Source organism: Streptomyces sp. AM 4-1-1 (genome assembly GCF_029167625.1).
Lineage (GTDB): Bacteria > Actinomycetota > Actinomycetes > Streptomycetales > Streptomycetaceae > Streptomyces.
Genome location: NZ_CP119145.1, coordinates 1,446,778 through 1,471,295, shown reverse-complemented (window position 1 = coordinate 1,471,295; position 24,518 = coordinate 1,446,778). Strand labels below are relative to the sequence as shown.

Here is a 24,518-nt window from a genome sequence, read left to right as displayed (position 1 = left end):
CTGTCGGCGGCGATGGACAAGACCCTGATCGTGACCAACGACTTCCCGCCCCGCCCCGGTGGCATCCAGGCGTTCCTGCACAACATGGCGCTGCGACTGGACCCGGACCGGCTCGTCGTCCTCGCCTCCACCTGGAAGCGCGGCCGGGAAGGCGCCGAGGCCACAGCGGCCTTCGACGCCGAGCAGCCCTTCACCGTGGTCCGCGACCGTACGACGATGCTGCTGCCGACCCCCGCGGTGACCCGGCGGGCGGTGCGGCTGCTGCGTGAACACGAGTGCTCGTCCGTGTGGTTCGGGGCCGCCGCGCCGCTCGGGCTGATGGCCCCCGCGCTGCGCCGGGCCGGGGCCCGCCGCATCGTGGCCACCACGCACGGGCACGAGGCGGGCTGGGCCCAACTGCCCGGCTCCCGACAGCTGTTGCGCCGGATCGGCGAGGGCACGGACACGCTCACCTTCCTCGGTGAGTACACCCGCTCCCGGATCGCGGAAGCGCTCACCCCGGGCGCCGCCGCCCGGATGACGCAACTGCCGCCGGGTGTCGACGAGAAGACCTTCCACCCGGACTCCGGCGGGGACCTGGTCAGGGCCCGGCTCGGACTGTCCGACCGGCCCGTCGTGGTCTGTGTCTCCCGGCTGGTGCCGCGCAAGGGACAGGACACGCTGATCCGGGCCATGCCCGCGATCCTGGCACGGGTCCCGGACACGGTGCTGCTGATCGTCGGCGGCGGGCCGTACGCCAGGGATCTGGGGAAGCTCGCCGCCGACACCGGGGTCGCGGACTCGGTGCGCTTCACCGGCCCGGTGCCCTGGTCGGAACTGCCCGCCCACTACGGCGCCGGTGACGTCTTCGCGATGCCGTGCCGCACCCGCCGCGGCGGACTCGACGTGGAGGGCCTGGGGATCGTCTACCTGGAGGCGTCCGCCACCGGTCTGCCGGTGGTGGCGGGCGACTCCGGCGGAGCCCCCGACGCGGTGCTCGACGGCGAGACGGGATGGGTGGTGCGGGGAGGTTCCGCCGAGGAGTCCGCCGACCGGATCAGCACCCTGCTCACCGATCCGGAGCTGCGCCGGCGGATGGGGGAGCGGGGCCGGGCCTGGGTCGAGGAGAAATGGCGCTGGGACCTGCTCGCCGAACGGCTCAAGTCCCTGCTGTGACCCATGGGTCCGGAGTGGGCCCGGAGTGAGTACGAGTGGGTCCGGAGCGGGCCGGAGTGAGTACGAGTGGGCCACGGGGACGGGCGGGGCGCCCGCGCCGGCAGCGCGGGCGCCCCGCCCGTGGTGTGTATGGCGACGGCTCAGCCCCGGTAGATCGACTCCACCTCGTCCGCGAAGTCCTTCGCCACCACGTTCCGCTTCAGCTTCAGGGACGGCGTGATGTGCCCCGCCTCCTCGGTGAATTGCGCGGACAGCACACGGAACTTCCGTACCGACTCCGCCTTGGACACGGCCGCGTTCCCGTCGTCCACCGCCCGCTGCACCTCGGCCAGCAGCTCCGGATCGTCACGCAGCGCCGCCGCCGTCGAACCGGCCGGCTTGCCGTGCTCGTCGGCCCAGCGTGTCAGGAAGTCCTCGTCGAGGGTGATCAGCGCGCCCACGAACGGCCGCCCGTCGCCGACCACCATGCACTCCGCGACCAGGGCGTGCGCGCGGATACGGTCCTCGATGACGGCCGGGGCGACGTTCTTGCCGCCCGCCGTCACGATGATCTCCTTCTTGCGGCCGGTGATCGCGAGATAGCCGTCCTCGTCCAGGGTCCCGATGTCGCCCGTGTGGAACCAGCCGTCGGCCAGCGCGTCGGCCGTCGCCTGCTCGTTGTTCCAGTAACCCGTGAACAGGTGCTCGCCGTGCAGCAGCACCTCGCCGTCGTCCGCGATCCGGACCACCGAGCCGGGCAGCGGCTGGCCCACCGTGCCGATCTTCTGCCGGTCCCACGGGTTGAAGGCGCTGGCCGCGCAGCTCTCCGTCAGGCCGTACCCCTCCAGGACCGTGAAGCCGATGCCCCGGTAGAAGTGACCCAGCCGTTCGCCCAGCGGGGCGCCGCCCGAGATCGCGTGCTCGCCGCGTCCCCCGAGCACCGCCCGCAGCTTGCGGTACACCAGCTTGTCGAACACCAGGTGCCTCAACCGCAGACCGATCGACGGACCCTGCGGAGTGCTCAGCGCGCGGCTGTAGGCGATCGCGGTCTCCGCCGCCCGGTCGAAGATCTTCCCCTTGCCGTCCGCCTGCGCCTTGGCCCGCGCCGCGTTGTAGACCTTCTCGAAGACGCGCGGCACACCGAGGATCAACGTCGGCCGGAAGGAGGCGAGTTCGTCGGTGAGGTTCTTGATGTCCGGTACGCAGCCGAGCCTGATCGGGGCCATCACCGCCGCGACCTCGACCAGCCGCCCGAAGACATGGGCGGCGGGCAGGAAGAGCAGGATGGAACACTCGCCGGTACGGAAGAGGGGCTTCAGCCGCTCCACCACATTGCCGCACTCCGCGAAGAAGCTGCGGTGCGTCAGCACACAGCCCTTCGGGCGGCCGGTGGTGCCCGAGGTGTAGACGATGGTCGCCGGGTCGTCCGCCCGCGCCGCCGCGCTGCGCGCGTCGACCGTCTCCTCGGAGACGCCCGCGCCCGCCGAGGCCAGTTCGTCGACCGCGCCCCTGTCGATCTGCCACGTCCGCCGCAGCTCCGGCAGTTCGTCCCGGACGGAGGCGAGCGATCCGGCGTGCGCGTCGCTCTCCACGATCACCGCCACCGCGCCCGAGTCGCTGAGAATCCACTGCACCTGCTCGGCCGAACTGGTCTCGTACACCGGCACGGTGACCGCTCCCGCGCTCCAGATCGCGAAGTCCAGCAGCACCCACTCGTACCGGGTACGGGACATCAGGGCCACCCGGTCGCCGGGCCGCACCTCCGCGGCGATCAGCCCCTTCGCGACGGCTCTCACCTCGGCCAGGAACCGGGTGGCGGTGACGTCGACCCAGGAGTCACCCTCCTTGCGGCTCATCACCGCGACGTCGGGATGCTGAGCGGCGTTGCGGCGGATGAGATCCGTCAGGTTGCCGTCCGAAGGGACCTCGTACAGGGCCGGAAGGCTGAACTCGCGCAAGACTGCTGCTCCTCATCGGGCTCCGGTGCCACGGCTCTGTGTGATGCGCCGGTTGCGGTCCAGGAATGGCAGGTGCTCAGTGGGGGTGAGTACGACTGGACTGCCCGGACGTTACCCACCAGTACTCGGTTCCGGATAGGGGGTCCCGGCGAGATGTCTTATGCGTCACACATATTGGTGCTCTCTGGACGCAGAGTAGTCCACCCCCTATATCGCCCGGAAGTGTCCGCAGGTCGCCAGAGTCCTTCTCCGGGGCGTCGGCGCAAGACCACCGGGTCACGGGTGGGACGCTCGCGCGAGGCGCCACCGCTCCATGGCCGCCGGCGCCTCGCGCGACCATCCCCTCCGCCGGGGCGCCGACAGCCCGGTCCCGGTGTGAACGAGGTCGTAAGGTGATCGTCATGCCAGCAGGACCGGACAGCCGAGACACCACCGCCCCGCCTCGCACCCGCGTCCACGTCGTCAGCGACGTGCACGGCAACGCCGAGGCCCTGGCCCGCGCCGGGGACGGCGCCGACGCCCTGGTCTGCCTGGGCGACCTGGTGCTCTTCCTCGACTACGCCGATCACTCGCGCGGCATCTTCCCCGACCTCTTCGGGAAGGAGAACGCCGACCGGATCGTCGAACTGCGCACCGCGCGCCGCTTCGAGGAGGCCCGCGAGTTCGGCCGGGGCCTGTGGGCCGGGCTCGACCGGGAGGCCGCCACGCTCGCCGCCGTGCGCAAGCAGTACGCCGAGCTGTTCGCGGCCTTCCCGACCCCGACGTACGCCACCTACGGGAACGTCGACGTCCCCGGCCTCTGGCCCGAGTACGCCCGGTCGGGCACCACCGTCCTCGACGGCGAGCGCGCCGAGATCGGCGGCCGGGTCTTCGGGTTCGTCGGCGGCGGCCTGCGGACCCCGATGCGCACCCCGTACGAGATCGGCGACGAGGAGTACGCGGCCAAGATCGAGGCGGTCGGCGAGGTCGACGTGCTGTGCACCCACATCCCGCCCGACGTGCCCGAGCTGACGTACGACACCGTCGCCCGCCGCTTCGAACGCGGCAGCCGGGCCCTGCTCGACGCCATCCACCGGACACGGCCCCGGTACGCCCTTTTCGGCCATGTCCATCAGCCCCTCGCGCGCCGGATGCGGATCGGTGCCACCGAGTGCGTCAACGTCGGCCACTTCGCGTCCACCGGCCGCCCCTGGGCCCTGGAATGGTGAGCGCGGGAGCCTCCCGGCCCGTGGACCGGACGCCGTCCGCCACGCGATAGCCTTCAAGCGGCAGCCCACTGCCGAACGGGACCGGTACACCGCACTGGAGGAGCCACGGCGATGGCTGAACACACCAGCTCGACCATCACGATCGAGGCGGCACCGGCCGACGTCATGGGAGTGATCGCCGACTTCGCCCGCTACCCGGAGTGGACCGGCGAGGTCAAGGAGGCCGACGTCCTCGCGACCGACGACCGGGGCCGCGCGGAGAAGGTCCGGCTCGTCCTGGACGCCGGGGCGATCAAGGACGACCACACCCTCGCGTACACCTGGACCGGTGAGACCGAGGTCAGCTGGACCCTGGTGAAGTCGCAGATGCTGCGCGCCCTCGACGGTTCCTACGCGCTCGCCCCGCTCGGCGAGGGCGAGCGCACCGAGGTCACCTACCGGCTCACCGTCGACGTCAAGATCCCGATGCTCGGCATGATCAAACGCAAGGCGGAGAAGGTCATCATCGACCGCGCGCTGGCCGGTCTGAAGAAGCGCGTCGAGTCCGTCCCGAAGGACTGATCCGCGTGCGTACGGTCCTCGTCACCGGCCCCGGCGGCGCCGGCCGTACCACCGTCGCCGCGGCCACCGCCCTGGCCGCGGCCCGCCGCGGCCACCGCACCCTGCTCCTCACCGCGGACCCGGTACCCGGATTCCCCCGGACCACGACGCCCACCCCCGTCACGGACAACCTCCGGTACGCCCGCGTCGACTCCGGCGCCCACTTCCGCGCGGAACTCCTCGCGCTCCAGGACCAGGCGTCCGGCGTCCTCGACCTGCTCGGCGGCAAGCGGCTCGACGCCGAGGAGATCACCGAACTGCCCGGCGGCGCCCAGCTCGCCCTCCTGCACACCCTGCGCCGGGCCGCCGCCGGCGAGCTCACGGAGGACGGCCAGGACCTCCTCGTCGTCGAACTGCCACCGCTGACCGACGCGCTCGCCCTGCTCGCCCTCCCCGAACAGCTCCGCCGCTATCTGCGCCGGCTGCTGCCTCCCGAACGGCAGGCCGCCCGCGCGCTGCGCCCGATGCTCGCCCAGCTCGCCGGTGTCCCGATGCCCGCGCAGTGGCTGTACGAGACCGCCGCCCGCCGGGACGCCGAACTGGCCGCCGTCCAGACCCTGATCGAGGACCGCGCCACCACCGTCCGGCTGGTCGCCGAACCCGGTCCCGCCGCCGAGGACGCCCTGCGCACCGCCCGTACCGGGCTCGCCCTGCACGGACTGCGCGTCGACACCCTGGTGGCCAACCGGGTGCTGCCCGGCCACTGCGGCGATCCCTGGCTCGCCACCCTGGCCGCCCAGCAGCGCAAGTGCCTGAGCCGCTGGCACGAGGAGTGGCCACCCGCCACCGCCCTGTGCGAGGTGCCCCACATCGGCCGCGACCCCAGGGGCGTCGACGACCTCACGCTGCTGGACACCGCGGCGGACGGTGACACCTCCGGACCGCCCGGGGCCCGTGAGCGCACGTCCGCCGGCGGCGGACTCGCCGGGACCGGGCTCGACCCGGGGCGTACGCCGGGGCGCGCGGACGCCCCCTGGTGGATCGAGCACCCTCCCGCGCCGGACGACGCGCCCCGGGACGGCCGGATCACGACGGGCACGCGTCCGGACGAGCCCGAGGGCACCCTCGTCTGGAACCTGCCGCTGCCCGGAGCCGTCAAGGAGGACGTCCACCTGGTGCGCCGGGGCGACGAACTGTTCCTCACCGTCGGCCCGTTCCGTCGGATCATGCCCCTGGAGTCCGGGCTGCGCCGCTGCACGGTCGTCGGGGCCGCGCTGACCGAAGGGGTGCTCCGGGTCCGGTTCGCCCCGGACCCCGCACTGTGGCCGCGTACCCACTGAACGTCGTACCGGCGTTCGGGTAACGTCGATGGTGCGGGATGTTCCCCCGCCCGCCGCCGCCCCTCGTCCGTGCCGCAGGAGTCCGTCATGAGCGAAGCCACCGAACGCCCCGTCGACGACGACGCCTGGGCGAGCGCCTGCGCCGAGGACCTGGCGGCCGAGAAGGCCCGCCGCCGCGCCGAGTACGGTCCGCCGCCCGGCGCGGCCGCCGAGGAGCTGCGCAAGCTCGTCGACGCCGTCGCGGACAAGATCGCCGCGTTCGGGTCGCCGCTGTTCGGGATGGCCGCCCAGGGCGCCGTACGGCAGGTCGTCAAGCAGGCCAGGTCGGTGGTGGAACCCGTCGTAGAGCGTAATCCGGGCGTCTTCGACCACCTCGCGGCGGCGGGCGGCGAACTGCTCGCCGCGTACCGCTCCGCGGTCGAGACCCAGGAACGCCGCTGGACCCAGGGCGACCGCGACAGCCAGGGCGACCGCGACAGCCGGGGGGATCGCGACGGCCGGGGGGATCGCGACGGCCGGGGCACCGGGGCGGAAGCGGACGGCCGGGACGGGGCCGCGCGGTCCCAGGACTCCGGCACGAGGACCGATGGTGCCAAGGGAACCGACGGCCCGCGGGACGAGGGCGGCCCGCGCGACGGGGCGGGCCCGGGGGACGACGCGGGCCCGCGTGACGAGGGCCAGGAGCCCAGCGGGCACATCCCCCTTGACTGAGACCGACCCGACGGTCCTGGATCGACGTGACGGTCCTGGATCGACGTGACGGTCCTGGACCGACGTGACGGTCCTGGATCGACCTGACGGACCGGCCGTCGGCAACCGGCTCCGACACCCGGCTCGGGTGACCGGCCGGGCCCGGTCCGGCCCCCCGGCGACCGGCCGGGCCCGGCCGTGCGGGCGGCTGCGGGGCCCCGGCTCGGGTACGGTTGGCGGTCAGCGGGGCTCGACCGGAACTGAGGGATTCATGGGACTCACCATCGGCGTCGACATCGGCGGCACGAAGATCGCAGCGGGAGTGGTCGACGAAGAGGGCCATATCCTCTCGACGTTCAAAGTGCCGACTCCCGCGACGGCCGAAGGCATCGTCGACGCCATCTGCGCGGCGGTGGGCGGCGCGAGCGACGGACACGAGATCGAGGCGGTCGGCGTCGGAGCCGCCGGATACGTCGACGACAAGCGTGCCACCGTGCTCTTCGCGCCGAACATCGACTGGCGGCACGAACCACTGAAGGACAAGGTCGAGCAGCGCGTCGGCCTGCCCGTGGTCGTCGAGAACGACGCCAACGCCGCCGCCTGGGGCGAGTACCGCTTCGGCGCGGGCCAGGGGCACGAGGATGTCATCTGCATCACCCTCGGTACCGGCCTGGGCGGCGGCATCATCATCGGCAACAAGCTGCGCCGCGGACGCTTCGGGGTGGCCGCCGAGTTCGGCCACATCCGGGTCGTCCCGGACGGCCTGCTGTGCGGCTGCGGCAGCCAGGGCTGCTGGGAGCAGTACGCCTCCGGACGCGCCCTCGTCCGGTACGCCAAGCAGCGCGCCAACGCCACCCCGGAGAACGCCCCGATCCTGCTGGCGCTCGGCGACGGGACGCCCGAGGGCATCGAGGGCCCGCACATCAGTGAGGCCGCCCGGCAGGGCTGCCCGGTGGCCGTCGACTCGTTCCGCGAACTGGCCCGTTGGGCCGGCGCCGGACTCGCCGACCTCGCCTCGCTCTTCGACCCGTCGGCGTTCATCGTCGGCGGCGGTGTCTCGGACGAGGGCGAGCTGGTGCTCGACCCCATCCGCAAGTCGTTCCGGCGCTGGCTGATCGGCGGCCAGTGGCGACCGCACGCCCAGGTGCTCGCGGCCCAACTGGGCGGCAAGGCAGGGCTCGTGGGTGCGGCGGACCTGGCCCGGCAGGGCTGAGGGCCCCGCTCGCAGCCGTCGCACGGACATCACCGGACGCCCGTCGCGCCCCTCGGGGAGCGGCGGGCGTCCGCCGTATCGTGAACCGCATGATCACGACACCGCTGCCCGACTCCCGTACCGAGCCGGACGGTTCGGTCGTCGTCAGAGTGCTCTGCTACAACGTCCGCTCGCTGCGCGACGACCGCGAGGCGCTGGTCCGCGTGATCCGCGCCTGCGTACCCGATCTGGTCTTCGTCCAGGAGGCCCCGCGCTTCTTCCGCTGGCGCAAGAAGGCCGCCCGGCTCGCCGCCCGCGCCGGGCTGGTCGTCCTCGGCGGCGGGGCGACCGCGGCCGGACCGCTGCTCCTGAGTTCGCTGCGCGTCGCCGTGGAACGCGTCGAGGACGTACTGCTGCCGCGTACTCCCGGACTGCACCGGAGGGGTTTCGCCACGGCGGTGGTACGGATCGGCGGCACCCGGATCGGACTGCTCAGCTGTCATCTCGGTCTGGACGCCGCCGAGCGGACGGTCCAGGCGGGAACGCTGCTCGACCGGCTGGACGCGATGGAGGCGCCGCACGCGATCGTGGCGGGTGACCTCAACGACGTACCGGAGGGGCCCGCCTTCCGGAAGCTGACGGACCGGCTCCAGGACTGCTGGTCGGTCCGGCCGTGGGGCGGCGAGCACACCTTCTCGTCCGACGCGCCACGCAGGCGCATCGACGCCGTCCTCGCCACGGACGCCGTCGAAGTCCTCGGCTGCGGGGTGCCGAGGGGGCTGCCGGGGGTGACGGACGCGGATCTGCGCGCGGCGACGGACCATCTGCCGGTGCTGGCGGTGCTACGGGTCCCGGCGGGCGGCTGAGACGAAGGCGGGGAGCGGTCGTCCCGTCCCGGCCGCTTCCCACCGTCGTATCAGCCGGAAGCGGTCGCCTCAGCCGGGAGCGGCCGTCCCCGCCGGAAGAGGCCGTCCCCGGCCGCGCGGTCAGGACCGGCGTCAGACGACCGCGCCGCGGCCCGGGTCCTGGTCGTCCTCGTCGTCGCTCTGCATCCGGGCCACCAGGGTGGCGAAGCCGCCCAGGAAGCCGCCCACGCAGAGGGTGGTGAGCCACCACGTCAGCTCCCACTGGAGGACGATGGAGACCAGCATCAGCACCGGACCGCCGATGACCCCGAGCCAGGCGAACTTTGCCGCGGCGTCGGACTCCGGCAGCGCCGGCGGCTCCGGCGGGACGAAGTGCCCCTCGTCGGAGTCGTCCGAGTCGTCGGGGCTGCCGGACCCGGCCGCGGGCGCGTCCGGCAGCTCGTAGTCGCGGGGGCCGCCGACTCCCGGTGCGAAGACCACCGAGCTGCCCAGCGGCCTCTCCGGCGGCGGGGTGGGCGACTTCTTCCCTGTGCCCTTGTCCATGCCCTTGTCGGGGTCCAGGACCTCGGGGCCGTTGTCCGGCAGGGCCAGGTCCTCGATCGACCGGAAGGGCCTGGCGCCCGGCGGGTCCGGGGGCTCCTGCCCGTACCCCTTGACGATGGCCGCCCACATGGCGTCCTCGTCGAGCGGTGCCGTCTGGTCCGGACCCTCGTCGGGCACGGCCGTTCCCTCGACGGGGCGCGGTTCGCGCTCCTCGTCACTCCCCGCGCGCTCCGCGTCGTGCTCAGCCACCGGACGTGCTCCCCTTCTTCCCGACACTGGGTGCGAGGCGGCCGATGAACCGGTAGCTCTCATCGAAGATCCGCTCCGCATCGTGGTCCAACGTCGCGACGTGGTAGCTCTGTTCCAACAGGATCTCCTCGACGTCCGTGGACGAGATCCGGCTGAGGACGCGGGCCGAGTCGGCCGGGGGCACCACGTGGTCCTCCCGGCTGTGCACCAGCAGGAGCGGCTGGGTGACCTGCGGCAGTTCGCCGTCGACCAGACGGAAGAACGCCCGCAGCGAGTGAGCCGCGTGCAGCGGCACCCGGCCGTACCCCAGTTCGGTGGTGTGCGGCCGGGCGATGTCGTCCGTCAGGCCCTTCGTCGTGCGCACCAGGTGGCGCGCGACGGGCAGCGCGTACGCCGAGAGTCCGTGCACCTTGTTGGCGGGGTTGACCAGCACCAGGCCGGTGACCGAGTCGCCGTGCCTCGCGGCCAGCCGCAACGCGAGCGCGCCGCCCATGGAGAGCCCGAACACGAAGACCTGGGAGCACCTGTCCCGCAGCTCACGCAGTTCCCGGTCCACCGTCGCGTACCAGTCCTGCCAGCGGGTGATCTGCATGTCCTCCCACCTCGTGCCGTGCCCCGGCAGCAGCGGCAGTGAGACCGTCAGCCCGCGCTCCGCCAGATGATCCGCCCACGGGCGCATCGATCGCGGCGAACCGGTGAATCCGTGACAGAGAAGGACGCCGACCTCTCCGCCTTCATGGCGGAACGGCTCGGCTCCGGGAAGGACCGGCACCGGGGACTCCTGTTCTTGGGGCTCGGACGGAGTGAAAGGGGGGCGTGCGGCAAGGATTACTTCACCGTACGCGACCGGGCCGACACCGACCAGGGCCGTCACCGGACAGGCCCCGCGACGTGACGGCCACCGTGACCGGACGTTCTCCGGACGTTTCCCGGGCGCTCCCCGGGCGCGGCGGTCCGGCGGGACGGGCGGTTACGGCGGGACCGGCGCCGAAGCCCGTGGCGGGGGCGCGGGAGGTCGTACGGGTTAAGGTCTGTCGGACAGCACACAGGAGGCACCCGAGTTGATCTACGGCGCAATGAAGTTCTCCATCGGTGGCTCTCTGAAGCTCGCCTTCAGGCCGTGGGTGGAGGGCCTGGAGAACATTCCCGCGCACGGGCCCGCGATCCTCGCGAGCAACCATCTGTCGTTCTCCGACTCGTTCTTCCTGCCGGCCGTTCTGGACCGCAAGGTCACCTTCATCGCCAAGGCGGAGTACTTCACCGCGCCCGGTGTGAAGGGAAAGCTCACCGCGGCCTTCTTCAAGGGCGTCGGACAGCTCCCGGTGGACCGGTCGGGGGCCCGGGGAGCCGGTGAGGCGGCCATCAAGGCCGGTATCCAGGTCATCGAGGAGGGCGGACTCTTCGGCATCTACCCGGAGGGCACCCGCTCGCCCGACGGACGGCTCTACCGGGGCAAGCCCGGCGGTCTCGCCCGGGTGGCACTGGCCACGGGGGCGCCCGTCATCCCGGTCGCGATGATCGACACGGAGAAGATCCAGCCACCGGGGAAGGTCATGCCCAAGCTGATGCGGCCGGGCATCAAGATCGGCAAGCCGCTCGACTTCGCCCGCTACCACGGCATGGACGGCGACCGCTTCATCCTGCGCTCGGTGACCGACGAGGTCATGTACGAGATCATGAAGCTCTCCGGTCAGGAGTACGTCGACATCTACGCGACGGCCGCCAAACGCCAGATCGCGGAGGAGGCGAAGCGCCGGGCGGAGGAGGCGAAGCAGGCGGCCAGGGCCGCGAAGACCGCCGAAGCGGCTGAGACGGCCGAGGCCGCCGGTGGGTCGGACGCGGCTGCCGGGGACGACGCGGCGGACCGGGGCGGACGGCCGGGGCCGGACGGGACCGGCGCCTGACGCGTTCCACGGCAGGACCGGCGGCAGGAGCGGGAGCGCCGACGGCCGGCCGGACTGGGGGAACGGGAGCGCCGCAGGGCGGTGGGCAGTGGGACAGGGGAGCGGGGGAATGGTCAAGCGCGAGCGGGTCGTACGGATGTCGGTCGAGCAGCCCTTGTGGCGTGCGCTGACCGGGTACCGAATCCTGACCGTGATCTACGCCGTGCTGCTCGCCGTCTTCGGCCGGGAGAAGTACGAGCGTCCGTGGGTGGCCGTCGTCACGCTCACCTTCATCGGCGTGTGGACGGTCGTCACCCTCCCGAGGGTCGCCAACGCGGCGAGCTGCACCAAGCGCTTCCTCGGCGCCGACCTCACCGTGGCGCTCGCCGGCATACTCCTCACCCCGCTCGCCGACTTCGACGCCCAGCACATGGACGGACCGACCCTGCCGTCCATCTGGACCGCGGGGTCGGTGCTCGCGTTCGCGATCAAGGGCGGCTGGCGGTGGGCGGCCTTCGCCTCGACCTTCGTGGCCGCCGCCAACATCGTCGAACGCGGCGAACCCAGCCGGGACACCTTCCACAACGTCCTGCTGGTCTGGGTCGCCTCCATCGCCATCGGGTACGTCGTCGAGGTCGCCCGCGCCAGTGAACGCACCCTGGCCCGCGCCCTGGAGATCGAGGCGGCCACCCGCGAACGCGAACGGCTGGCCCGGGACATCCACGACAGCGTGCTCCAGGTCCTGGCGATGGTGCAGCGCCGGGGCACCGCCCTGGGCGGGGAGGCCGCCGAGCTGGGCCGGATGGCGGGCGAGCAGGAGATCGCCCTGCGCACCCTGGTCTCCAGCGGACTGGTGCCGCCCACCCGGGCCTCCGAGGACTCCGCCGACGGCGCGGTGGTCCGTACCGTCGAGACCGACGACGAGCCGGACGGACCGGCCGTCCGCGATGTACGGACACTGCTCGCCCCGCACGCCGGTGCCCGGATCAGCTTCGCGGAGCCGGGCACCCCGGTGCTGCTCGCGCCCGAGGCGGCGCGGGAGCTGGCCGCGGCCGTCGGCGCGGCCCTGGACAATGTCCGGGTGCACGCGGGCCCGGACGCCCGGACCTGGATCTTGGTCGAGGACGAACCGGACGAGGTGATCGTGACGGTCCGGGACGACGGTCCGGGCATCCCGGAGGGACGGCTCGCGCAGGCCGAGGGGGAGGGGCGGCTCGGGGTCGCCCAGTCGATCCGCGGCCGGCTCCGTGATCTGGGTGGCACGGCGGAGCTGATCTCGGTCCCGGGTCAGGGCACCGAGGTGGAGTTGAAGGTACCGAAGGTCTCACGGGGTAAGGCGGGTTCGACACGATGAGCGCGGAACAGGCACAGCGGTCGCAGACAGCGCAGACAGCGCAGACAGCGCAGACAGCGCAGACAGCGCAGACAGCGCAGACACAGCGGTCGCAGCAGGCGTCGCCGGCGCAAGGGGCGCGGCAGCAGGCCGAGCAGGCATCCCAGGCGCGGGCACAGGGGGCGCGGCAGACGGAGCAGGCACCGGGTTCGCGGCGGGTTCCGGGGGACGGGGAGCGGACGATCAGGGTGATGGTGGTCGACGACCACCCGATGTGGCGCGACGCGGTCGCCCGCGATCTCACCGAGTCCGGCTTCGAGGTCGTCGCGACCGCGGGCGACGGGCCGCAGGCCGTGCGCCGGGCCAGGGCCGTCTCCCCGGACGTCCTCGTCCTCGACCTCAATCTGCCGGGAATGCCCGGCGTCCAGGTCTGCAAGGAGCTGGTCGGCTCGCACCCCGGGCTGCGGGTCCTGGTCCTCTCCGCCAGCGGCGAGCACGCCGATGTGCTGGAGGCGGTCAAGTCCGGCGCCACCGGCTATCTGCTGAAGTCGGCCAGTACGCGGGAGCTGACCGAGGCGGTGCGCTCCACCGCCGCCGGCGATCCGGTCTTCACCCCCGGGCTCGCGGGACTGGTCCTCGGCGAGTACCGCAGGCTCGCGTCCGAACCCGTACCCGTGGCGTCCGACGAACCGAAGGCCCCGCAGCTCACCGATCGCGAGACCGAGGTGCTGCGCCTGGTCGCCAAGGGACTGTCGTACAAGCAGATCGCCGAGCGGCTGGTCATCTCGCACCGCACCGTCCAGAACCACGTCCAGAACACCCTGGGCAAGCTCCAGTTGCACAACAGGGTGGAGCTGGTGCGGTACGCCATCGAGCGCGGCCTCGACGACGCCTGAGCCCGGCCGGCCGCCCCCTACCGCCCCCGAGGCCCCTCAACCGCCCCCGTTCACCACGAAATTGACCGTCCGACCCATCACGGAGTGACCTGGGTCACCTTTAGCGTGGTCGCAGTGAGCTCACTTCGACGAAGGGATGCTTCCATGCGGGTCGGAGTTCTGACCGGCGGCGGCGACTGCCCGGGTCTCAACGCGGTCATCCGCGCCATCGTCCGCAAGGGCACGCAGGAGTACGGGTACGACTTCATCGGCTTCCGGGACGGCTGGCGCGGGGCGCTGGAGGGCATCACCGTCCCGCTCTCCGTCCCCGCCGTGCACGGCATCCTGCCGCGCGGCGGCACCATCCTCGGTTCCTCGCGCACCAATCCGCTGCGGGCCGAGGACGGGGTGCGCAGGATTCAGGACGGTCTCGCCGCGCACGGCGTCGACGCGCTCGTCGCGATCGGCGGCGAGGACACCCTCGGGGTGGCGGCGGTGCTGTCCGGCGAGCACGGCGTCAACTGCGTCGGTGTCCCCAAGACCATCGACAACGATCTCTCCGGCACCGACTACACCTTCGGCTTCGACACGGCCGTCTCCATCGCCACCGAGGCCATCGACCGCCTCCACACCACCGCCGAATCCCATATGCGGGTCCTCGTCGTCGAGGTCATGGGGCGGCACGCGGGCTGGATCGCGCTCCACTCCGGCCTGGCGGGCGGTGCGAACGTCATCCTCATCCCCGAGCAGCGCTTCGACGTCGAGCAGGTCTGCGCGTGGGTCGACTCCCGCTTCCGGGCGAGCTACGCGCCGATCGTGGTGGTCGCGGAAGGGGCCGTGCCCGCCGACGGCGAGCTGGTCCTCAAGGACGCCACACACGACGCGTTCGGCCATGTCCGGCTCTCCGGCGTCGGCGAGTGGCTGGCCAAGGAGATCGAGAGCCGCACGGGGAACGAGGCGAGAACCACCGTCCTCGGTCACGTCCAGCGCGGCGGCACCCCCAGCGCCTTCGACCGCTGGCTGGCCACCCGGTTCGGACTGCACGCCATCGAGGCCGTCCGGGACGGGGACTTCGGTGTCATGGTCGCCCTGCGCGGTACGGACATCGTACGGGTGCCGATCGCCGAGGCCACCGCCCGGCTCAAGACGGTCGATCCGGCGCTCTACGCGGAGGCGGGTGTCTTCTTCGGCTGAGCGCGGCCCCGGGGCGGGGCCCGTATATTCGCGATGTCCGGGCCCCCGCCCCGTCACCCCCCCCCTCACCTCTGGAGTTCGCGTGGAAATCCTGGCATTCGGCGTGCAGTCCGACGAGAAGCCGCTCATCGAGAAGGCGTTCGCCGGACATCACGACGTCCGCTGCCTCGATGTCTTCCTGACCAGGGACACCGCGCCCATCGCAGCGGGTTACGAGATCATCTCCACCAGCGTCAACGCCGACCTCGGCGGCCCGGTCCTCCAGACCCTCGCCGCGGGCGGCACGCAGCTGATCGCCCAGCGTTCCACCGGCTTCAACAACATCGACCTCGACGTCGCCGAACGCCTCGGCCTGCGGGTCGCACGGGTCTCCTCCTACTCCCCGTACTCCGTGGCCGAGTTCGCCTGGACCCTGGCGATGGCCGTCAACCGCCGGATCATCCGCGCCGCGAGCCGCACCCGCGACTTCGACTTCCGGCTCGACGGACTGCTCGGCCGGGACATGCACGGTCTGACGGTCGGTGTGGTCGGCACCGGGAAGATCGGCGAGGCATTCACCCGGATCGCCCACGGATTCGGGATGAACCTGCTGGGCTGGGACGTCACCGAGAATCCCGCCTGCACCGCCCTCGGCATGACCTACGTCGACAAGGAACAGCTCCTCGCCGATTCCGACCTGGTCAGCCTGCACGTCCCCCTGCTGCCGTCGACCCACCACCTCATCGGGGCCGCCCAGCTGGCCTCGATGAAGGACGACGCGATCCTGGTCAACTCCAGCCGCGGCGGGCTCGTCGACACCGAGGCCCTGGTCACCGAGTTGCGCCGGGGCCGGTTCACCGGCGTCGGACTCGACGTGTACGAGGCCGAGGCCGGGCTCTTCTTCCTCGACAAGTCCATCGAGGGCATCGACGACGACACCCTGGCGCGGCTCGTCACCTTCCCGAACGTCATCGTCACCTCGCACCAGGCGTACTACACCCGCGACGCCGTGGGCCAGATCATCGACGCGACCGTGCGGAACGTCGCCGACCACCTGGCCGGCCGCCGCACCGAGAACGTCCTGGTCCCCGCCCCGCCGGCCCGCTGACCGGGGGCGGGACCCGGCACTCCCGGGCCCCGCCCCGCTCCCGCCCCGCCTCCGCCCGCCCCGCCGTCAGCCCGTCAGCCTCGGGAGTCCCGCCGTCAGTCCCGCCAGCAGCTCCTCCACGATCGCCACCCCGCGCAGCGTGAGCACCGACTCCGGGTGGAACTGCACCGAGGCGAACCCGTCCCCGCGCAGCGCGTGCAGTTCTCCGGTCGTCCGGTCCCGGCTCGCCCCGATGCCGTGCGCGGCCAGCTCGCCCACCGCCTCCTCGTCGCAGCGCGCCGTGAAGCTGTTGTAGAAACCGACCGTCTCCGGACGCCCGAAGAGATCGATCCGGGTCTGCGCCCCCTGGTACGGCACGGTCTTCCGTACGATCTCCAGCCCCAGCTCCGCCGCGATCAGCTCATGGCCGAGGCAGATCCCCAGCAGTCCGTGCCGGTGCTCGCGGACCAGCTCGGCGGTCAGTCCGCGCAGCAGCCGCATCTTCGGATCGGCGTGGTCGCCGGGGTTCCCCGGTCCGGGACCGAGCACCACCGGCCCCTGGTGCGACAGGGCGGCCTCCCGCAGCCCCGGCTCGTCGAAACGCCGTACCGCCACCTCCAGGCCGGACGCGCGCAGCAGATGCGCCAGCATCGCGGTGAAGGTGTCCTCCCCGTCGATCACCAGGGCGGACCCGGCCCGGCCCGCGCGACCGGCGGGCAGATCCTGCATCCGCAGCCAGAACGGCGCGAGCCCGTCGCGCCTGGCGTCCAGCGCCGCCCGTACCCGGGGATCGCCGGTCAGCCGGGGCCGCGCCGCCTCGTCCCGGGGCCGCCCCGGCCGCACCCCCAGCGCCGCCAGCACCCCGGCCGCCTTGGCATGGGTCTCGGCGACCTCGCCGGCCGGGTCCGAGTGCCGCACCAGCGTCGCGCCGACCGGCACCCGCAGCCGGCCGTCGGCGGAGATGTCGGCGGTACGGATCAGGATGGGCGAGTCCAGGGACGCCGTCCCGTCCGGCTCCCGCCGCAGCAGGGCGAGGGCGCCGGCGTAGTAACCGCGCCCGCCCCGCTCGTACCGCTCGATCACCCGGCAGGCGTTCTGCACCGGGGAGCCGGTGACCGTCGCCGCGAACATCGTCTCCCGCAGCACCTCCCGCACGTCCCGGGTGGAACGCCCGCGCAACTCGTACTCGGTGTGCGCGAGATGGGCCATCTCCTTGAGCCGGGGCCCGATCACCACACCGCCCATGTCGCCGACCGCGCACATCATCTTCAGTTCCTCGTCGACCACCATGGAGAGTTCCTCGGTCTCCTTGCGGTCGCCGAGGAAGGCCAGCAGCCCCTCGGCGGTCGGCCCGTCGGCCGGGTAGCGGTACGTCCCGCTGATCGGATTCATCACCACCGTCCCGCCCGACATCCGCACATGGACCTCGGGACTGGCCCCGACCAGCACCCGGTCGCCCGTGTGCACGACGAACGTCCAGTACGCGCCCCGCTCACCGGCCAGCAGCCGACGGAACAGCGCCAGCGCGTCCGCCCGGCCGAACCCCGGGATCTCGCCCCGGAAGGTGCGCCGGATCACGAAGTTGGCCCCCTCGCCCCGCCCGATCTCGTCCTCGACGACCCGTCCGACGATGTCCGCGTACTCCTCGTCACCGACGTCGAAGGCGCCGCCCTCGACCCGCACCTCATGGGCGGGCAGCCGGTCCAGCACCTCGTCGAGGGGCAGTTCGTACGTCTCGTCGGCGACCAGCACGGCCAGCGGGGTGCCGTCGTCCCGTACGTCGAAGCCGCGCTCGGCGATCTGCCGGAACGGCACCAGGGCGAGCGAGGGACGCTCACCGACCGGGATGTCGGCGAGCCGGCCGGCCTCCCGCACCGGGCCGATCAGCACCTCGACGGTGTCCTGGTCATGGCCCGGGGTGCGGCGGCGCAGCAGCGCGAAGGGCGGGCAGTCGTCGCGGAGGAGTCTCTCGACGAGGTGGACGGGCATGGCGATGTTCCTTCCGGAGAGAGGAACGGCCCCCGGAACGCGGAGAAGGCCGCCCCTCGGGCGGCCTTCGCGTGGTCTGTCGCGCGCGATGAGTCAGTGGGCCGCCGGATGAGCGGTCCACCACCAGTTCTGAGTCGTCTGCGCGAACATGCACGGCACCCTAGCGGATTTCCGGCCGTCATTCGAGCGGTCGTCTCATCTGTTGAGCGTATGGATGGACGCGTTGCGAGACCCCGTAAGGTTGTCGAGGTGACCGTGAACGCCAACACCTCCGTCGCCGGTGAGAACACCTGGCGAGACCTTCCCGCGGCGCAGCAGCCCGAGTACCCCGACTCCGAGGCGCTGCGCGATGTAGTCGCGGACCTCGACTCGTATCCTCCGCTCGTCTTCGCCGGTGAGTGCGACCAGCTGCGCAACCGCCTGGGAGCCGTCGCCAAGGGCGAGGCGTTCCTGCTGCAGGGCGGTGACTGCGCCGAGGCATTCGACGCGGTGTCCGCCGAGCACATCCGGGCCAAGCTGAAGACGCTGCTCCAGATGAGCGCCGTACTGACGTACGCGGCCTCCGTGCCGGTCGTCAAGGTGGGCCGGATCGCGGGCCAGTACTCCAAGCCGCGCTCCAAGCCGACCGAGACCCGTGACGGGGTGACGCTGCCGACCTACCGCGGTGACTCCGTCAACGGTTTCGCCTTCACGGAGGCCGAGCGGATTCCGGACCCCGAGCGGCTGAAGCAGATGTACCACGCGTCCGCCTCGACGCTGAACCTGGTGCGCGCGTTCACCGTCGGCGGGTACGCCGACCTGCGCCAGGTCCACGCCTGGAACCAGGACTTCGTGAAGTCGTCCCCGTCCGGGCAGCGTTACGAGGCACTGGCCCGGGAGATCGACAACGCGCTGAACTTCATGAAGGCGTGCGGTACGGACCCGGCCGAGTTCAAGGCGGTCGAGTTCTACGCCTCGCACGAGGCGCTGCTGCTGGACTACGAGACCGCGCTGACCCGCACCGACTCGCGGACCGGGCAGCTGTACGACACCTCGGGCCACATGGTCTGGATCGGTGAGCGCACCCGTCAACTGGACGGCGCGCACATCGAGTTCGCCTCGAAGATCCGTAACCCGATCGGCATCAAGCTCGGCCCGACGACCTCCGTCGACGAGGCGCTCACCTACATCGACCGGCTGGACCCCGAGCGCGAGCCCGGCCGGCTGACGTTCATCGTGCGCATGGGCGCCGACAAGGTCCGCGACAAGCTCCCCGAGCTGGTCGAGAAGGTCACCGCGTCCGGTGCCACCGTGGCCTGGGTGACGGACCCGATGCACGGCAACACCTTCGAGGCGGCCTCCGGCCACAAGACCCGCCGCTTCGACGACGTCCTCGACGAGGTCAAGGGCTTCTTCGAGGTGCACAAGGGTCTGGGGACCCACCCGGGCGGCATCCACGTCGAGCTGACCGGTGACGACGTGACCGAGTGCGTCGGCGGCGGCCACGAGATCTTCGTGGACGATCTGCACCAGCGCTACGAGACGGCCTGCGACCCGCGGCTCAACCGCAGCCAGTCGCTCGACCTGGCCTTCCTGGTCGCGGAGATGTACCGCGACCAGTGACCCGCTGGACGGGGTGTGGGGCACGGATCTGTGTGATCCGTGCCCCACACGGCGTTCCGGGGCTTCTGCCCACTGGGCACGCCGGGTAAGGTTAGGTTAGCCTCACCGAACAGATCGGGGCGGCGCCACGACCGATCCCGTCCGGGAGGTGAACCGCGTGTACGTCTGCTCATGTTTCGGCGTCACGGAGCAGCAGGTGAGACAGCATGCGGACGCCGGGGCCTGTACGCCCCGCCAGATCGCCTCCGCCTGCAAGGCGGGCACGGACTGCGGCGGCTGTGTCCGCACGATCCAGGCCCTGCTCGGGCGCGGCGGGTGCCCGCGCCGCGAACTCCTCGACCAGCGGCAGCAGGGGGTCACGGCCGACCTCGCCGTACCGTCGGTGGTGGCCGACACACTGCCCGCGGAGATCAGGCTCTCCGACGCGGCCTGAACGCCCGGTCCGAATGTCCGCTCCGAATGTCCGGTCCGGTCAGTGGTCCGGACGTCCGCCCGAGCACCGGTCCGAGCGCCCGGGGGAGCGATCGGCCGTCGGCCCGGACGGGACGCCGATCCGGATCAGCTGTCCGGCTGCTCGATCAGCTGGGCGATGTAGAGCGCCTCACCGAGCTTCTCGACCAGCTCCAGCTGGGTGTCCAGATAGTCGATGTGGTGTTCCTCGTCCGCGAGGATGGACTCGAAGATGTTGGCGGACGTGATGTCGCCCTTGCCGCGCATCACCTCGATGCCCCGCCGCAGCCGGTCGATGGCCTCCGCCTCGACCTGGCGGTCGGCCTGGAACATCTCGGTGACCGTCTGACCGACCCGCACGTGAAAGAGCCGCTGGTAGTTCGGCAGGCCGTCCAGGAAGAGAATCCGGTCCGTCAGGATCTCCGCGTGCTTCATCTCGTCGAACGACTCGGCCCGGGTGTACTTCGCGAGCTTCGTCCAGCCGAAGTTCTCCTGCATCTTCGCGTGCAGGAAGTACTGATTGATGGCAGTCAATTCGGCGGTCAGCTGCTCGTTCAGGAACTCAATGACCTCGGGGTCGCCCTGCATCGCGGACGCTCCTTCCAAGCGGTGAACTGGGCATGTGGGCGCATCCTCGCACCGCCCCTCTTGATCGTCCAGTAAGTGCAGGCTTAGTGGGAGTTGCCCCCGATCGGATACGCCCCGGTCATCACCACCCCTGCCGGTCTGTCACCATGGAGGCATGGGTCAGCCGGAAAGCCGGGAATACCGCGAGTCGGAGCAGTCCGGGCTTCCGCCGGGACAGCGACTGCAGCGCGGCTGGCCGGTCACCCACTACGGGCCCGTTCCGAAGTTCAAGCCGGACCGCTGGGAATTCCGCGTCTTCGGGGCCACCGCGGACGGCGAGAAACACTGCTGGAATCACGAGGAGTTTTCCGGACTGCCGTTCTCCTCGGTAGTCGCCGATCTGCACTGCGTGACCAAATTCAGCATGCTCGGCGCCGAATGGGGCGGGGTTCTCGCACGTACGGTGACGGAACTCGCACCGCCCGCTCCGGACGTCACCCATGTGATGGTGTGGGCCGAATACGGATTCAGCTCCAATCTGCGTCTGGCGGACTTCACGTCGGAGCGGACGCTCTTCGCGACCCATAAGGGCGGTGAGCTGCTGACCGCCGAGCACGGTTTCCCGCTGCGGCTCGTCGTACCGCATCTGTACGCCTGGAAGGGCCCCAAATGGGTCCGTGGCGTCGAATACATGACCGCCGACCGCCGCGGCTTCTGGGAGGAGCGCGGCTATCACAACATCGGCGACCCGTGGAGCGAGCAGCGCTACTCCTACCAGGAACGGCCGGGGGACGGCCCCGAACTCTGACCCGGGCCGGGGAGAGGGCCCGGGGACGGGCCCGGACGCGCGGTCACGGACGGCGCGCGGACCCTCCCGGGCGTGCGTCAGCCGCGTCCGCGCAGTGCCTTCAGCCGTGCCACGTCCGCCGCGTGCCCGTCCTTGCCGCCCGGCGTCTCGATGATCAGCGGCACGCCCTCGGTCGCCGGGTGGGTGAACAGCTCCCGGAACGGCTCCTCGCCGATGTGACCCGAGCCGATGTTCTCGTGCCGGTCCTTGTGCGCTCCGACCACGTCCTTGGAGTCATTGGCGTGGATCAGCTGCAGCCGTCCCTCGCCGACCGTCTCCACCAGCAGATCGAGGGTCTGCCGCATGCCCGTGGGGCCGGTGAGGTCGTGGCCCGCCGCGTAAATGTGACAGGTGTCCAGGCAGACGCCCAGCCTCGGGTGCGCGTCCAGCGCCTCGAAGTACGGGCCGAAGTCCCAGGTCCGGGAGCAGAGCGAGGAGCCCTGCCCGGCGGTGGACTCCAGCAGCAGATACGGGTCGTCGTCCCGGGTCAGCTCGTCCAGCAGCGGCAGCATGTGGGCGCGTACCCGCGCCAGGGCCTCCGCGCGCGGCCGGCCGCCGGTCGCCGAGCCGGTGTGCACGACCACGCCCAGCGCGCCGATCGCGCGGGCCCGGCGCAGCGAGTGCCGCAGCGAGTCCACGGACCTCTCGACGGTGGCCTCGGTGTACGAGCCGAAGTTGATCAGGTACGGGGCGTGGACGTACGCCGGGACCGACCCGGCGGCGCACTCCGCCCGGAACAGCTCGTCCTGGGCCGGGTTCCCGGCGGGGGTCGCCCAGCCGCGCGGGTTGGCGACGAAGACCTGGACGGCCTCCGCGCCCATCCCGCGGGCGTATGCGAGGCCGGTCCTGGCGAGACCGCCGACGACCGGCACATGGCCGCCGACCGGGTTGCGCGTCCTGCTCAGCGTGCTCAGAGCCCCTTGATCCTGATGGTGATCCTGCTGCCCTGGGGGGCCCGGTCGCCGCCGTCGACGGACTGGCTGGCGACGGTGTCGCTGAAGGAGATCAACGGACGGTCGACCTTGACCTCGAAGCCCGCGTCCTCCAGCGCGCTCCGCGCCTTGTCGGCGTCCTTCCCGACGACGTCGGGCACCTCGATCATCCGGGGCCCCTTGGAGACGGTGAGGGTGACGGTGTCCCCCTCGGCCGCCCGGGAGCCCTTGGCCGGCGACTGGCGGGCGATGTCGCCGTTCTCCTCGGCGGAGTCGATCCGGTCCGGCGCGATCCGGACCTTGAGGCCCAGCTCGGTCAGCTCGGCGGTGGCGTCCTCGGCCGACCGGCCGGTGACGTCCGGGACGTCGATCGGACTGCCCTTGCTGACGACCAGCGCGACCGCCGAGTCGGGGTGCCGCTCGGCGCCCCCGGCGGGGTCGGTGCGGATCACCTCGCCCCGGGCGGCGCTCTCGCTGAACTCCGTGGTCACCATGCCGGGCGCCAGCCCTCGCTTCGTCAGCGCCCGCCGGGCGTCGGCGAGCGTGCTGCCCCGCACATCGGGCACCGCCACGATCTCGGGGCCGCGCGAGACGACGAGCGACACCGAGCCGTTGCCCCGGATTCGTTCGCCGGCCTTCGGGTCGCTGCTGATGACCGTGCCGCGCTCGACGGTGTCGCTGTAGGCGCGGTCGACCCGGCCGAGATCGAGACCGGTGTCGGAGAGGCGCTTCCCGGCGGCCTTCTCGCTCTGCCCGAGGAGGGCGGGCACCCGGGTGAACTGTCCGGAGTTGATGTACCAGATCCCGCCTCCGACGCCCAGGACCAGCAGCACCGCCACCACGGCGGCGAGCACACCCCGCCTCGGCGTGCCGCCGAACGGCGTCCACCGCTCGCTCCGGGCGGGCGGCGGGGACAGCGGTGGAGGGGTCTCCAGACGGCTGGTGCGGTCGGAGACGTCCGCCCCGGACGCGAGCGCCCGGGGAATCACACTCGTACGGTCGTCGGCCCCGTCACGCTCCTCGGCGAGCGCCTGCGGGGGCACGGCGTCCAGCTCCTCCTCGGTGAGCGCGGCGCGCGCCTCCAGCACGAGGGCGAGCAGCGCGACCGCGTCGTGCGGGCGGACCTCGGGATCACGGGCCGCGGCCACCGCCACCAGGTCGTCCAGCTCGGCCGCGAGCCCGGGGACTGCGGCGGACGGGGCGGGCACGTCCTCGTTGAGGTGCTGGTAGATCACCTGGGCCGGGGTGCCACCGGTGTGCGGCTTGGCGCCCGTCAGCATCTCGTGCAGGACCACACCGCAGGCGTACACATCGGCACGGGTGTCGGCCGTGCCGTGCTCGATCTGCTCGGGGGCGAGGTACGAGACGGTGCCCAGCACCGAGCCCGTGGTGGCGGTGACGGAACCCACCGCCCGTACGAGACCGAAGTCGGCGACCTTCACCCGGCCGTCGTCCCCTATCAGGACGTTCTCCGGCTTCATGTCGCGGTGCACGAACCCCGCCCGGTGGGCCGCCCCCAGCGCGGCGAGGACCGGTTCCAGGATGTCCAGCGCGGCCCGGGGCCGCAGCGCGCCCCGCTCCCGCAGGACGTCACGCAGGGTGCATCCCGAGACGTACTCCATCGCCAGATAGACGTACGCGCCCTGCGCCCCCTGGTCGAAGACGGCGACCACGTTGGGATGCGCCAGCCGGGCCACCGACTTGGCCTCGCGGATGAAGCGCTCGACGAACGAGACGTCGGCCGCGAGCGCCGGGTGCATCACCTTGAGGGCGAGCACCCGGTCGAGACGGGTGTCCAAGGCCCGGTAGACCGTGGCCATCCCGCCGACGGCGATGCGGGCGTCGACGCGGTAGCGGCCGTCGAGCACCTGCCCGACAAGAGGGTCCTGGAGGGTCGTATCCACGCAGGCGAGTCTACGAGCAGCGACGGCCCCGGCCCGCCGCCCGGGGCCGAGCCGGGTCCGTACCGCGGCCGGGCCGTGACAGACGCTCCGCCACCCAGGACCTCCGGCCGCCTCTCGACCGGACGCACCGGACGACGTCCCCCCGGGCGGACACCG

At 72.0% G+C, this 24,518-nt stretch carries 22 protein-coding genes and 1 pseudogene; 16 read left to right on the top strand and 7 right to left on the bottom strand.

Annotation, left to right across the window (positions count from 1 at the left end; genetic code table 11):
• The first annotated feature begins 12 nt into the window (after positions 1–12).
• Complete coding sequence (locus PZB75_RS06105) at positions 13–1,155, top strand: glycosyltransferase family 4 protein (protein WP_275534261.1); 1,143 nt, start codon at positions 13–15, stop codon at positions 1,153–1,155.
• Between the two features lie 140 nt (positions 1,156–1,295).
• On the opposite strand, the gene PZB75_RS06100 is transcribed toward PZB75_RS06105, so the two are convergent.
• Complete coding sequence (locus tag PZB75_RS06100; RefSeq protein WP_275534260.1) at positions 1,296–3,092, bottom strand: AMP-dependent synthetase/ligase; 1,797 nt, start codon at positions 3,090–3,092, stop codon at positions 1,296–1,298.
• Positions 3,093–3,493: 401 nt separating this feature from the next.
• Here PZB75_RS06100 and PZB75_RS06095 point away from each other — a divergent pair, with 401 nt between their 5' ends.
• The 6 genes and pseudogenes from PZB75_RS06095 (at position 3,494) to PZB75_RS06070 (ending at position 8,928) form a co-directional block, all read left to right on the top strand.
• The gene (locus tag PZB75_RS06095) at positions 3,494–4,300 is read left to right on the top strand and encodes a metallophosphoesterase (RefSeq protein WP_275534259.1); all 807 of its coding nucleotides are present in this window, start codon (positions 3,494–3,496) and stop codon (positions 4,298–4,300) included.
• 111 nt (positions 4,301–4,411) lie between these two features.
• Positions 4,412–4,861, top strand: a complete 450-nt coding sequence (locus tag PZB75_RS06090; RefSeq protein WP_275534258.1) for an SRPBCC family protein — start codon at positions 4,412–4,414, stop codon at positions 4,859–4,861.
• A 5-nt stretch (positions 4,862–4,866) separates the two neighbouring features.
• Positions 4,867–6,180, top strand: coding sequence for an ArsA-related P-loop ATPase (locus PZB75_RS06085; protein ID WP_275534257.1), 1,314 nt, complete (start codon positions 4,867–4,869; stop codon positions 6,178–6,180).
• 87 nt (positions 6,181–6,267) lie between these two features.
• A pseudogene (locus PZB75_RS06080) lies at positions 6,268–6,699 on the top strand (DUF5304 domain-containing protein); the annotation flags it as partial.
• Between the two features lie 442 nt (positions 6,700–7,141).
• Entirely contained in the window at positions 7,142–8,083 is a 942-nt protein-coding gene (locus tag PZB75_RS06075; protein WP_275534256.1) for an ROK family glucokinase, read from the top strand.
• Positions 8,084–8,172: 89 nt separating this feature from the next.
• Positions 8,173–8,928 carry an endonuclease/exonuclease/phosphatase family protein gene (locus PZB75_RS06070; protein ID WP_275534255.1) on the top strand — a complete coding sequence of 252 codons (756 nt, stop codon included), beginning with the start codon at positions 8,173–8,175 and terminating at the stop codon, positions 8,926–8,928.
• 132 nt (positions 8,929–9,060) lie between these two features.
• On the opposite strand, the gene PZB75_RS06065 is transcribed toward PZB75_RS06070, so the two are convergent.
• Together PZB75_RS06065 and PZB75_RS06060 are read right to left on the bottom strand one after the other, a co-directional pair.
• A complete protein-coding gene (locus PZB75_RS06065) occupies positions 9,061–9,720 on the bottom strand; it encodes a hypothetical protein (protein WP_275534254.1) in 660 nt (219 codons plus the stop codon).
• Entirely contained in the window at positions 9,713–10,492 is a 780-nt protein-coding gene (locus PZB75_RS06060; protein WP_275534253.1) for an alpha/beta fold hydrolase, read from the bottom strand. Before PZB75_RS06060 ends, PZB75_RS06065 begins: the two co-directional genes overlap by 8 nt.
• On the opposite strand from PZB75_RS06060, the gene PZB75_RS06055 reads away from it, so the two are divergent.
• From PZB75_RS06055 to PZB75_RS06030, 6 genes are all read left to right on the top strand, one after another.
• Positions 10,424–10,615: a hypothetical protein gene (locus tag PZB75_RS06055; RefSeq protein WP_275538926.1), complete on the top strand. Its 192-nt coding sequence runs from the start codon at positions 10,424–10,426 to the stop codon at positions 10,613–10,615. The genes PZB75_RS06060 and PZB75_RS06055 overlap by 69 nt on opposite strands.
• A gap of 166 nt (positions 10,616–10,781) precedes the next feature.
• On the top strand, positions 10,782–11,624 hold the full coding sequence (locus tag PZB75_RS06050) for a 1-acyl-sn-glycerol-3-phosphate acyltransferase (RefSeq protein WP_275534252.1): 843 nt from the start codon (positions 10,782–10,784) through the stop codon (positions 11,622–11,624).
• 109 nt (positions 11,625–11,733) lie between these two features.
• Positions 11,734–12,957, top strand: a complete 1,224-nt coding sequence (locus PZB75_RS06045) for a DUF5931 domain-containing protein (protein WP_275534251.1) — start codon at positions 11,734–11,736, stop codon at positions 12,955–12,957.
• A 230-nt stretch (positions 12,958–13,187) separates the two neighbouring features.
• Positions 13,188–13,832, top strand: coding sequence for a response regulator transcription factor (locus tag PZB75_RS06040; RefSeq protein ID WP_275538609.1), 645 nt, complete (start codon positions 13,188–13,190; stop codon positions 13,830–13,832).
• Positions 13,833–13,976: 144 nt separating this feature from the next.
• Positions 13,977–15,005, top strand: coding sequence for a 6-phosphofructokinase (locus PZB75_RS06035; protein ID WP_275534250.1), 1,029 nt, complete (start codon positions 13,977–13,979; stop codon positions 15,003–15,005).
• 82 nt (positions 15,006–15,087) lie between these two features.
• Positions 15,088–16,092, top strand: a complete 1,005-nt coding sequence (locus PZB75_RS06030; RefSeq protein ID WP_275534249.1) for a 2-hydroxyacid dehydrogenase — start codon at positions 15,088–15,090, stop codon at positions 16,090–16,092.
• A 66-nt stretch (positions 16,093–16,158) separates the two neighbouring features.
• Here PZB75_RS06030 and PZB75_RS06025 read toward each other — a convergent pair whose 3' ends face one another.
• Positions 16,159–18,060, bottom strand: coding sequence for an anthranilate synthase family protein (locus tag PZB75_RS06025; protein WP_275534248.1), 1,902 nt, complete (start codon positions 18,058–18,060; stop codon positions 16,159–16,161).
• A 255-nt stretch (positions 18,061–18,315) separates the two neighbouring features.
• On the opposite strand from PZB75_RS06025, the gene PZB75_RS06020 reads away from it, so the two are divergent.
• Positions 18,316–19,662, top strand: coding sequence for a 3-deoxy-7-phosphoheptulonate synthase class II (locus tag PZB75_RS06020; RefSeq protein ID WP_275538608.1), 1,347 nt, complete (start codon positions 18,316–18,318; stop codon positions 19,660–19,662).
• A gap of 148 nt (positions 19,663–19,810) precedes the next feature.
• On the top strand, positions 19,811–20,095 hold the full coding sequence (locus PZB75_RS06015; RefSeq protein WP_275534247.1) for a (2Fe-2S)-binding protein: 285 nt from the start codon (positions 19,811–19,813) through the stop codon (positions 20,093–20,095).
• A gap of 125 nt (positions 20,096–20,220) precedes the next feature.
• On the opposite strand, the gene bfr is transcribed toward PZB75_RS06015, so the two are convergent.
• Entirely contained in the window at positions 20,221–20,700 is a 480-nt protein-coding gene (bfr, locus tag PZB75_RS06010) for a bacterioferritin (RefSeq protein ID WP_275534246.1), read from the bottom strand.
• A 154-nt stretch (positions 20,701–20,854) separates the two neighbouring features.
• Between bfr and PZB75_RS06005 the strand changes: the two genes are divergently transcribed.
• Positions 20,855–21,487 (top strand): sulfite oxidase-like oxidoreductase, encoded by a 633-nt coding sequence (locus tag PZB75_RS06005; RefSeq protein ID WP_275534245.1) that lies wholly within the window; start codon positions 20,855–20,857, stop codon positions 21,485–21,487.
• A gap of 77 nt (positions 21,488–21,564) precedes the next feature.
• On the opposite strand, the gene PZB75_RS06000 is transcribed toward PZB75_RS06005, so the two are convergent.
• Both PZB75_RS06000 and pknB read right to left on the bottom strand, forming a co-directional pair.
• Complete coding sequence (locus PZB75_RS06000) at positions 21,565–22,431, bottom strand: deoxyribonuclease IV (protein WP_275538607.1); 867 nt, start codon at positions 22,429–22,431, stop codon at positions 21,565–21,567.
• Positions 22,432–22,436: 5 nt separating this feature from the next.
• Positions 22,437–24,362 carry a Stk1 family PASTA domain-containing Ser/Thr kinase gene (gene pknB / locus PZB75_RS05995; protein WP_275534244.1) on the bottom strand — a complete coding sequence of 642 codons (1,926 nt, stop codon included), beginning with the start codon at positions 24,360–24,362 and terminating at the stop codon, positions 22,437–22,439.
• Positions 24,363–24,518 lie beyond the last annotated feature (156 nt).